The organism is Streptomyces sp. NPDC003042 (assembly GCF_053591315.1).
In genome coordinates this window covers 1-8,629 of the sequence record NZ_JBSFTP010000139.1, presented here as the reverse complement: position 1 = coordinate 8,629, position 8,629 = coordinate 1, and the positions used below count along the sequence as shown (strand labels likewise).

The window sequence follows — 8,629 nt, the reverse complement described above, 5'->3', positions numbered from 1 at the left end:
ACGAGGAACGAGGAGGAGCGCCCTTGAGGGGCCGGCCCGACACGGAGAGACGATGAGACTGACGGGAAGCCCCCATACCCTCCCTGATCCCGGATGACTGGACGCTGGTCACCGAAGCCCCCTCCCACTTCCCTGATCCCGCCCCGGCCGCAGAACCCGCACCCCGCACCCCGCACCCCCACCCCCAGACGGGTGAAACCCCCGCTCCCCAAGGGGACGTGCGGGCGGCTTGGGGTGGGGGGTCGGCATCGTGGCAGGGGCTCGTATCGGCGTATCCCCGGGAGGAACCCCATGCTCGGTACCGACTTCCGTACCGGATCACCCAACTGGCTCGACCTCGGCAGCCCCGACACCGATGTCGCCGCGGCCTTCTACAGCGCCGTCTTCGGGTGGCAGTTCGTCTCGGCCGGGCCGGAGGCGGGCGGGTACGGCTTCTTCGACCTGCACGGCAAGACCGTCGCCGCCCTCGGGCCCCTCACCGAGGAGGGGGCCGACTCCGCCTGGATGGTGCACTTCATGAGCCCCGACATCCACGCCACCGCCGAGGCCGTGAAGGCCGGCGGCGGCCGGATGCGGATGGATCCCATGGACGTCATGGGCGAGGGCTGGCTGGCGCAGTGCACCGACCCGCAGGGCGCGGAGTTCGCCGTGTGGCAGCCGGGCAAGACGGCCGGGCTGGGCATCGCCTCCGCCGACAACACGCTGGTGTGGGTGGAACTGCACGTACCGGACCCGGTCGCGGCCATCGCCTTCTACGCCGGGCTGTTCGGGTGGCGGCACACCGAGATGCGGGCGCCCGGGATGACGTACCGGGTGCTGAGCATCGCCGAGGGGGACCAGGAGGAGGGTTCCTTCGGCGGGGTGGCGCCGCTCGGGGAAGGGGGCGGTGAGGTGCCGCGTTGGGTGCCGTACTTCAACGTGCCGGACGTCGACGCCACCGTCGAGGCCGTCGAGGGGAACGGCGGGTCGGTGCTCATGCCGGCCGAGGACGTGCCGGAGGTCGGCCGGATCAGCTGGGTCACCGACCAGGCCGGGGCCGTGTTCGCGCTGCTGAAGCCGGAGCCGCGCATGTGACGGCGGGGCCGGTGCGGTGAACCGGGCTACCGGCCGAGGTACTTGGGCGTGCGGCGCTCCACGAAGCTCGCTACGCCTTCGTTCGCGTCGGCGGTGGTCATGTTGAGCTCCTGAGCGGTGGCCTCGGCGGCCAGGCCGGTCGCCCGGTCACTGTCCAGGGAGGCGTTGACGAGCTGCTTCGTGAGCGCGATGGCCCGGGTCGGGCCCTGGGCGAGGCGTTCTGCCCAGGCGCGGGCGGTCGCCTCCAGCTCCTCCACCGGAACGACCTTGTTGACGAGGCCGAGGCGCTGCGCCTCGGCCGCCGGGACGGCGTCGCCGAAGAACATCAGCTCCTTGGCCTTCTGCGGGCCGACGAGGCGGGGGAGCAGGTACGCGCCACCGCCGTCCGGAACGAGGCCGCGGCGGACGAACACCTCGATGAACCGGGCCTCTTCGGCGGCGATGACGAGGTCGCAGGCGAGGGCGAGGTGGGCGCCGATGCCGGCGGCGGTGCCGTTGACTGCGGCGATGACGGGTTTTTCGCAGTCGAGGACTGCGGTGATCAGGCGCTGCGCGCCGAGGCGGATCATGCGGGAGACGTCGCCGGCGACGCGGTCCCCCGTGGCGGGGGTGGGGGTCGGGCTCCGGAGGTCCGCGCCCGCGCAGAAGCCGGTGCCGGTGGCGGTGAGGACGACGGCGCGGACGGTGGGGTCGGCGGAGGCGTCGGCGAGCAGCGCGATGACGCGGTCGCGTTGGGGGTGGGTGAGGGCGTTCATGGTGTGGGGGCGGTTGAGGGTGATCCACGAGACGCCGTTGTCGGTGCGGTGGAGGATGTCCTCCGGGGTGTCGTGGGTCATGGGGTGGGCTCCCGTTCTGGGGGTGGTCGGTCGAGGGGGTGCGGGTACGGGTGCGGGTGCGGTGGCCGGGGTGCCGCTGCGCGGGGCTTCTCCCCGCCCCGCCCTTCCCCCGTTCCCCGGGCTCTGCCCGGACCCGCGCCTCAATCGCCGGCGCGGCTGAAAGACCCTGGGGCTCCGCCCCAGACCCCGCGCCTCAAACGCCGGCGGGGCTGGGCGGTGCGGCGGGGCTGGAGGGTGCGGCGGGGCTGGAGGGTGCGGCGGGGCTGGGCGGTGCGGCGGGGCTGGGCGGTGTCGGCGAGGCTGGAGGGTGCGGTAGCGCTGGATGGGGCCGGCCGGCCGGCCGGGCTGGGCGGTGCGGCGGGGCGGGGCGGTGTCGGCCGGGCTGGAGGGCTGGCGGGGCTGGGCGGTGTCGGTCGGGCTGGAGGGTTTGGTAGCGCTGGATGGGGCCAGCGGGGTCGGCAGGGGGGCGGGCTGCGGCCGGGCCCGTGTCCGCGAGGGGCGGTGGGGACGGGCGGTCCGCGGCGCCCTCACCGGCAGATCGCCAACGCGTCCAGCGCCACCGCCCCCTGGCCGCGGGGGAGGATCATCAGGGGGTTGATGTCCAGTTCCGAGAGGGAGTCGCCGAGTTCCAGGGCCATGCGCTGGATGCGGAGGATGACCTCCACCAGCGCGTCGACGTCGGCCGGTGGGGCTCCCCGTACGCCTTCGAGGAGGGCGTGGCCGCGGAGTTCCCTCAGCATGGCGCGGGCCTGGTCCTCCCCGAAGGGCGGGACGCGGACGGCCGCGTCGTGCAGGACCTCTACGAGGACCCCGCCGAGGCCGACGGTGACGGTGGGGCCGAAGAGGTCGTCCTGGGTGACGCCGACGACCATTTCGACGCCGCGTTCGACCATTTGGCAGACCAGGATGCCGTCCAGCGGGATGTTCTCGTAGCGGGCCGTGTCGGTCAGTTCCCGGTAGGCGTCGCGGATCTGGCTCGCCGAGGTCAGGGCGACCTTGACCAGGCCCAGTTCCGTCTTGTGGGCCAGCTGCGGCCCCGAGGCCTTCATCACCACCGGGTAGCCGACCAGGCCGGCCGCCCGGACCGCCGCCGCCGCGCTGGTCACCAGCTGCTCGCGGGGGACCCGTATCCCGTACGCCCGCAGGAGCTGTTTCGCCGCGTGTTCGCTGAGCTGCTGGCCCGGCCGCATCAGGGCCTGGGCCTTGCGGTAGGAGGGGGACGGCGTACGGGGGGCCTCGTCGAAGGGGGAGCGGTAGGCGGCGGTGAAGCGGTGGTGGCCGAGGTAGGCGCGGACGGCGGTGATGCAGTTGCCGAACGTACGGAAGGTGGCCACGCGGGAGGAGCCGAGCAGGGTGGTGCGGTACGCGTCCTCGGTGCCGACGGGGGAGCCCCAGATCACGCAGACGAGCTTGTCGGTGCGCTCGGCGGCGTCCACCAGGTCCTGGGCGAGCTTGTCGCTCATCGGGGGGAACGGGCCGGTGATGGGGCAGATCAGGACGCCGACCGCCGGGTCGGCGAGGATCGCCTCGATGATCTTGGGGCCGCGCCAGTCGCCGACGGGGTGGCCGCCGTTGTCGATGGGGTTGGCGACGCCCAGGTAGTCCGGGATCCACTGGTGGAGCTCGTCCTGCTTGGCCTGGGAGAGGGTGGGCAGGGTGAGTCCGGCCTCGGTGGCGAGGTCGGAGAAGTGGGCGCCGGTGCCGCCGGAGATGGAGTAGACGACGACCCCTTCCGCCTGGGGTTTGCGGGCCCGGGCGAGCAGCGCGGCCGTGTCCTGGAGCTCGTCCAGGCCGTCGACGCGGATGACTCCGAACTGCCGCATGGCGGCGTCCACGACGGTGTCGGCCCCGGTGAGCTTGCCGGTGTGGGAGGCGGCCATCCGGGCGCCGGTCTCGGTACGGCCGACCTTGACGGCGACGACGGGGACGCCGTTGCGCGCCGCCCGGTCGGCGGCGAGCAGGAAGGCGCGGCCGTCCTTGAGGCCCTCGACGTAGCAGGCGATGGCCCCGACCTCGGGCCGCTCGGCGAAGTAGGAGATGAAGTCGGAGGTCTCCAGGTCGGCCTCGTTGCCCGTGGGCGCCCAGTGGGAGAGCCGGATGCCCAGCTCCTGGAGGGTGTAGACGGGGCGGCCCTGGTGGCCGGACTGGGTAATGAGGGCGATGGCGGGGCCGTCGAGGTCGTCCCGGAAGGCCTCGAAGGCGTTGAGGTTGGTGTTCGGGCCGAGCAGGCGCAGCCCCGAGCGCTGTACGGCGGCGCTGAGCCGCGCCTGGGCGGCCGCGCCCGCATCTCCGGTCTCGGCGAAGCCGGAGGCGAAGGCGACGGCGAACTTGACCTTGGACTCGGCCAGTTGCTCGATGACCGGGAGCGGGTCGGAGACGAGCAGGACCGCCAGGTCCACCTGTTCGGGCAGGTCGGCCACGGAGGCGTGGCAGGGCCGCCCGAAGACGGCGGTGCGGGTGGGGTGCACGGGGTGCAGCCGGGCGCCGACGCGCTCCGCCCAGGCGATGAGCTGCCGGGTGATGCCGGTGTTCGCTCTGCCCTCGGTGTCGGAGGCGCCGATGACGGCCACGGACTCGGGCCGGAAGAACCGGTCCAGGTCCGGCACGTCGCAGTGCAGGGGCCGACCGCTGACGTCCAGGGCGAGCGCCGCCTCGGCGGTCGGCGCCGCCGCGGAGTGGACGGCCGTCCTGGGGGTCTCCCCGCAGGCCTCGACGCGTGCGCGGAAGTCGGTGGTGAGGGTGCCGTGAGTAGATCCAAGCATCGTTCCGCCCGCTCCTGCTCGATGAACCTCGATGGACCTCGATGAATCCCGACCGTAGCCAGTCCTCGCTCGACGCGGCTCGACGTAGCTCGACGTAGCTCGACGAAATCCACAGCTGACGCGTAGTCAGATTACTGAACTGACGCGCCGTCAGGAACAGGGGTGCGCAGGAAAGGTGGTGGAGGTGATGTGGATGAACGGTGGCAGACGCGCCCGACCCCGGTCCAGAGCGCTTTCGGCCTAGCCGTCGGCTCCCCGGCTGCGGGCGATCGCCTTCGCGATCCTCTCGGCGTCCCGGGCCAGCTCGCGCAGCATCCCGCTGATCGGGTTCGTGTACCCGGTGAAGTACAGGCCCGGGGCCCGCGCCGGGGTACGGGCGCCCTGCGAGAGGGGACGGCCGCGCTCGTCCAGTACGCCGAGGTGGCCGACCAGTCCCTCCAGCCCGCGCCGGTAGCCGGTCGCCGCGATCACCACGTCCGGGCTGATCCGGGTCTCGTCCGCGAGCACCACCTCCGCGCCGTCGAAGGAGACCAGGGCGGCCACCGGCTCGACCCGCCCGCCGCGCACGGCGTCGATCAGGCCGACGTCCTGCACCGGGATAGCCCCCTCCCGGACCCTGCTGTACAGGCCGGTCGTGGGCCGCGGGAGCCCGTACGCCGTCAGGTCCGGGACCGAGGCCTTCGCGACGAGCGCGCCGAGCCGGTCGACCAGCCGTACGGGCAGTCGGCGTACGAGGATCCCCGTGCGCTGGGCGGGCCAGCCCGCGGTGGAGCGGCGCACGATGTGCGGGACGGTGCGTACGGCGAGCCGCACGCGCGCCGCCCCGCCCTCGGCGAGGTCCACGGCTATCTCGGCGCCGGTGTTGCCGGCGCCGACGACGAGGACGTCCCGGCCCGCGTACGGCTCGGGGACGCGGTAGTCGCAGGCGTGCAGCAGCGGGCCGCCGTACGCGTCTCGGCCCGGCCAGTCGGGGAGCGCGGGGGTGTGGTTGTAGCCGGTGGCCACGACCACGGCCCCGGCGGCCAGCAGCCGGCCGCCGGACGCGTGCAGGGTCCAGCCGTCGGCGTTCCCGTCGGCATCGACGGCGCGCTCGATACGGGTCACCTCGACGCCGGTGACCAGCTCCAGCTCGTGGAACTCGGCGTACTTCTCCAGGTACCGCACGACGTCGGCCCGCGCGACCCACCGCCCGAACCGGCGCGGTACGGCCAGGCCGGGCAGGGCGGAGAGGCGCCGGGTGGTGTGCAGGCGCAGCCGTTCGTAGTGGCCGCGCCAGGAGGCGCCGACGGCGTCGGACTTCTCGACGACCACGGCGCGGACCCCGCGGGCGCGCAGCGCGGCGGCGACGGCGAGGCCGCCGGGGCCGGCGCCGATCACGTACACGGGGCGGGGCTGGGTGGTGGTCAGGTCGGGTTCGGGCATGAAGTGTGAGCGTATCGACACACAGGGTTGATGGGTCTCGGTCAAGGAGGGAATCGATTGCGGATCGATCACGGTTCGGGTGTGGCGCGGGTGCGGGGCGAGTGCGGGGCGAGTGCGGGGCGGGTGCGGGGCGAGTGCGGGGGCCTTGCGGGATGGCCCCGGATCCGCTGAACTGACGTACCGTCAGGTGGAGGAAGGTGGAGGAAGGTGGAGGAGCTGCCGATGCGGAGCATCTGGCTCAGCGGGGCCGAATGGCTCGCCGTGCTGCGGATAGGCCTCGGCCTGTGGTGGCTGGAGAGCTGGCGGCACAAGGACAAGAAGGGCTGGTTCGAACGCGGCACCGGCATCGCGTGGGCCGCCGACGTGGCCGGGAAGCACCGCTGGCCCTTCGTGAAGGGCGGCTTCGAGAAGGTCGTCCAGCCGCGCCCGAAGCTGATGGCGTACGTCGTCGTCTACGCGGAACTCGCCCTCGGGCTGGGCCTGGTACTCGGCTTCCTGACCCCGGTCGCCCTCGTGGGCGGGCTGCTGCTGAACCTGCTGTACCTGGTGCTGATGATCCACGACTGGGCCGAACAGGGCCAGAACGCGATGATGGCGCTCATCTCCCTCGTCGCGCTGCTCGCCATGAGCTGGCAGGCCTGGTCCCTCGACGCGTCGATCGGACTGTTCCTTTGAGCGGGGGGACGGGGGCCGGTTCGGGGGTCGGCGCCCGTTACGACCTCCCGGACGTCGACGACTTCACCCGCCCCTACTGGGACGCGGCCGCCGAGGGGCGGCTCCTGCTGCGTCGCTGCGCGGACTGCGGGCGGGCGCACCACTACCCGCGCGAGTTCTGCCCGTTCTGCTGGGCCGGGGAGGACCGGGTGGTGTGGGAGGCGGCGAGCGGCCGGGCGACCCTCTACACCTGGTCGGAGATCCACCGCAACGACCTCCCGCCGTTCGGCACGCGCGTTCCGTACGTGGCGGCCGTGGTCGACCTGGCCGAGGGCCCCCGGATGATGACGGAAGTGGTGTCCTGCGAGGCGGCGGACCTGCGCATCGGCATGCCCCTGGAGGTCACCTTCCGCGACACGGCGCCGGGCATCGCGGTGCCGGGCATCGCGGTGGCGGTCTTCCGCCCCTGCCCCCGCCCTCAGGGCCAGAGCAGTTCGCGGGCCCAGCTGCCGTCGGCGGTCCGGCGGTAGCGCAGGCGCACGTGCCGCCGCATGGCGTCGCCCTGGAAGAACTCGGCCTCGGCGGCGTCGAGGACGTACCGCGTCCACGTCGGCGCCGGGGCGTCCGGCTCCGCGCCGGCCCGCTCCCACGCCTCCGCCGAGGCCCGCGCCAGCTCCTCCGCCGAACCGAGCACCTCGCTCTGCCGCCCGGTGAGCGCTGCCGCCAGCGCCCCGCGCGACCTCACCGCCAGGTCCGCCCGGCTCTCCTCGGGCCCGCACGCCGTGACCCGGCCCCGGATGCGCACCTGCCGTCCCACCGCCGGCCAGTAGAAGCCCAGCGCCGCTTCCGGCCGCGCCGCGAGCTGGCGGCCCTTGGCGCTGGTGGCGTGGGAGGCGAAGTGCCAGCCGCGCGCGTCCGCGTCATGCAGCATGACGGTGCGCACGTCGGGCCGCCCCTCGGCGTCCACGGTGGCCAGGCTCATGGTGTGCGGCTCGGGCTGCCCCGCCTCGGCGGCCTGCACGAACCACTCCCGGAACAGCGGCAGCGGCTCGGGCGGCGCCGCGTCGGCGTCGAAGACGGGGAGCGGGATGTCCCACACCCGCAGGGAGTGCAGGGTGCGGTGGAAGTCGCCGGTCATGCCCCCAGGTTAGGGTGCGACCCCATGGACGGTCACAAGGGTCTCGCGCGCGGGCTGGTCGCCGTCGCCGCTATATCGGCCGCGACGGCGATCGTCGCCCCCCGCTACAACCGACCCGGAGGCCTGGCCCTCCTCGCCGAACTCGACCACCCCGTACTGCTCACGACCCTCGCAGCCGTCTGCCTCGCCGCTGCGGCCCTGCTCACCTCCCGCCGCCGGGGCGTCCGCACGGGCGTCACCGTCGCCCTCGCGGGCGCGGCCGCCGCGGGCGTACTGGCCATCCCGGTGTACCTCGTCGCCACCGACCCCTTCCCGTCCGCCGAGTACGACGTCCCCGCCCCGGACGGCTCCCCGCGCCGCCTGGTGGTGGAACGCGACTCCCCGCTGACCGACCCGGTCTGGCGGATCTACGTGGACGCGGGCCACTTCCCGACGACCCGCCGCTGGCCGGTGGCGGAATACCCCGACGGGCCGGAGCAGGACTACCCGAGGGGCGTCCTCCGGGCGACCTGGACCGAGGCGTCCCACATCACCCTGACGGACTTCGACCACGCCCAGCACCACGTGCTCATAGCCCCGGACGGCAGAGCGCGGGACACCTTGGGGTGGTAGGGGGCGGGCCGGCCGTCCGGGAACAGGGAGGCGGGTGGGGGTGTGGGGCGGGGGTCGTGGGGCGGGAGCGTGGGGCGGCCGGGGGTTCGGTGGCCGGTGTCCAGTGATCCGGGATCAGGGAGGGTATGGGG

General features: G+C 73.8%; 8 protein-coding genes. 4 read left to right on the top strand and 4 right to left on the bottom strand.

Annotated features, from left to right (window positions below):
* Window positions 1-291: 291 nt before the first annotated feature.
* Window positions 292-1,074, top strand: coding sequence for a VOC family protein (locus ACWDYJ_RS35185; protein WP_451569676.1), 783 nt, complete (start codon window positions 292-294; stop codon window positions 1,072-1,074).
* 26 nt (window positions 1,075-1,100) lie between these two features.
* Here the strand turns inward: ACWDYJ_RS35185 and ACWDYJ_RS35180 are convergent, their stop codons facing one another.
* The 3 genes from ACWDYJ_RS35180 to ACWDYJ_RS35170 all read right to left on the bottom strand — a co-directional run bounded on the left by ACWDYJ_RS35180 (window position 1,101) and on the right by ACWDYJ_RS35170 (window position 6,094).
* The gene (locus ACWDYJ_RS35180) at window positions 1,101-1,910 is read right to left on the bottom strand and encodes an enoyl-CoA hydratase/isomerase family protein (protein ID WP_451569675.1); all 810 of its coding nucleotides are present in this window, start codon (window positions 1,908-1,910) and stop codon (window positions 1,101-1,103) included.
* A gap of 527 nt (window positions 1,911-2,437) precedes the next feature.
* On the bottom strand, window positions 2,438-4,672 hold the full coding sequence (locus ACWDYJ_RS35175; protein WP_451569674.1) for an acetate--CoA ligase family protein: 2,235 nt from the start codon (window positions 4,670-4,672) through the stop codon (window positions 2,438-2,440).
* A 240-nt stretch (window positions 4,673-4,912) separates the two neighbouring features.
* Window positions 4,913-6,094 (bottom strand): flavin-containing monooxygenase, encoded by a 1,182-nt coding sequence (locus tag ACWDYJ_RS35170; protein ID WP_451569673.1) that lies wholly within the window; start codon window positions 6,092-6,094, stop codon window positions 4,913-4,915.
* Window positions 6,095-6,316: 222 nt separating this feature from the next.
* Between ACWDYJ_RS35170 and ACWDYJ_RS35165 the strand changes: the two genes are divergently transcribed.
* Window positions 6,317-6,769 (top strand): DoxX family membrane protein, encoded by a 453-nt coding sequence (locus ACWDYJ_RS35165; RefSeq protein ID WP_451569672.1) that lies wholly within the window; start codon window positions 6,317-6,319, stop codon window positions 6,767-6,769.
* Complete coding sequence (locus ACWDYJ_RS35160; RefSeq protein ID WP_451569671.1) at window positions 6,766-7,278, top strand: Zn-ribbon domain-containing OB-fold protein; 513 nt, start codon at window positions 6,766-6,768, stop codon at window positions 7,276-7,278. Before ACWDYJ_RS35165 ends, ACWDYJ_RS35160 begins: the two co-directional genes overlap by 4 nt.
* Here ACWDYJ_RS35160 and ACWDYJ_RS35155 read toward each other — a convergent pair.
* A complete protein-coding gene (locus ACWDYJ_RS35155; RefSeq protein ID WP_451569670.1) occupies window positions 7,227-7,886 on the bottom strand; it encodes a pyridoxine/pyridoxamine 5'-phosphate oxidase in 660 nt (219 codons plus the stop codon). The two genes, ACWDYJ_RS35160 and ACWDYJ_RS35155, sit on opposite strands and share 52 nt — an antisense overlap.
* 24 nt (window positions 7,887-7,910) lie before the next feature.
* Between ACWDYJ_RS35155 and ACWDYJ_RS35150 the strand changes: the two genes are divergently transcribed.
* Window positions 7,911-8,498: a hypothetical protein gene (locus tag ACWDYJ_RS35150; protein WP_451569669.1), complete on the top strand. Its 588-nt coding sequence runs from the start codon at window positions 7,911-7,913 to the stop codon at window positions 8,496-8,498.
* Window positions 8,499-8,629: the final 131 nt, after the last annotated feature.

Bases quoted from the DNA above. Each gene is read 5' to 3' on its own strand.
- ACWDYJ_RS35180 (WP_451569675.1), bottom strand. From the start codon at position 1,910: ATGACCCACGACACCCCGGAGGACATCCTCCACCGCACCGACAACGGC.
- ACWDYJ_RS35185 (WP_451569676.1), top strand. From the start codon at position 292: ATGCTCGGTACCGACTTCCGTACCGGATCACCCAACTGGCTCGACCTC.
- ACWDYJ_RS35165 (WP_451569672.1), top strand. From the start codon at position 6,317: ATGCGGAGCATCTGGCTCAGCGGGGCCGAATGGCTCGCCGTGCTGCGG.
- ACWDYJ_RS35175 (WP_451569674.1), bottom strand. From the start codon at position 4,672: ATGCTTGGATCTACTCACGGCACCCTCACCACCGACTTCCGCGCACGC.
- ACWDYJ_RS35150 (WP_451569669.1), top strand. From the start codon at position 7,911: ATGGACGGTCACAAGGGTCTCGCGCGCGGGCTGGTCGCCGTCGCCGCT.
- ACWDYJ_RS35170 (WP_451569673.1), bottom strand. From the start codon at position 6,094: ATGCCCGAACCCGACCTGACCACCACCCAGCCCCGCCCCGTGTACGTG.
- ACWDYJ_RS35155 (WP_451569670.1), bottom strand. From the start codon at position 7,886: ATGACCGGCGACTTCCACCGCACCCTGCACTCCCTGCGGGTGTGGGAC.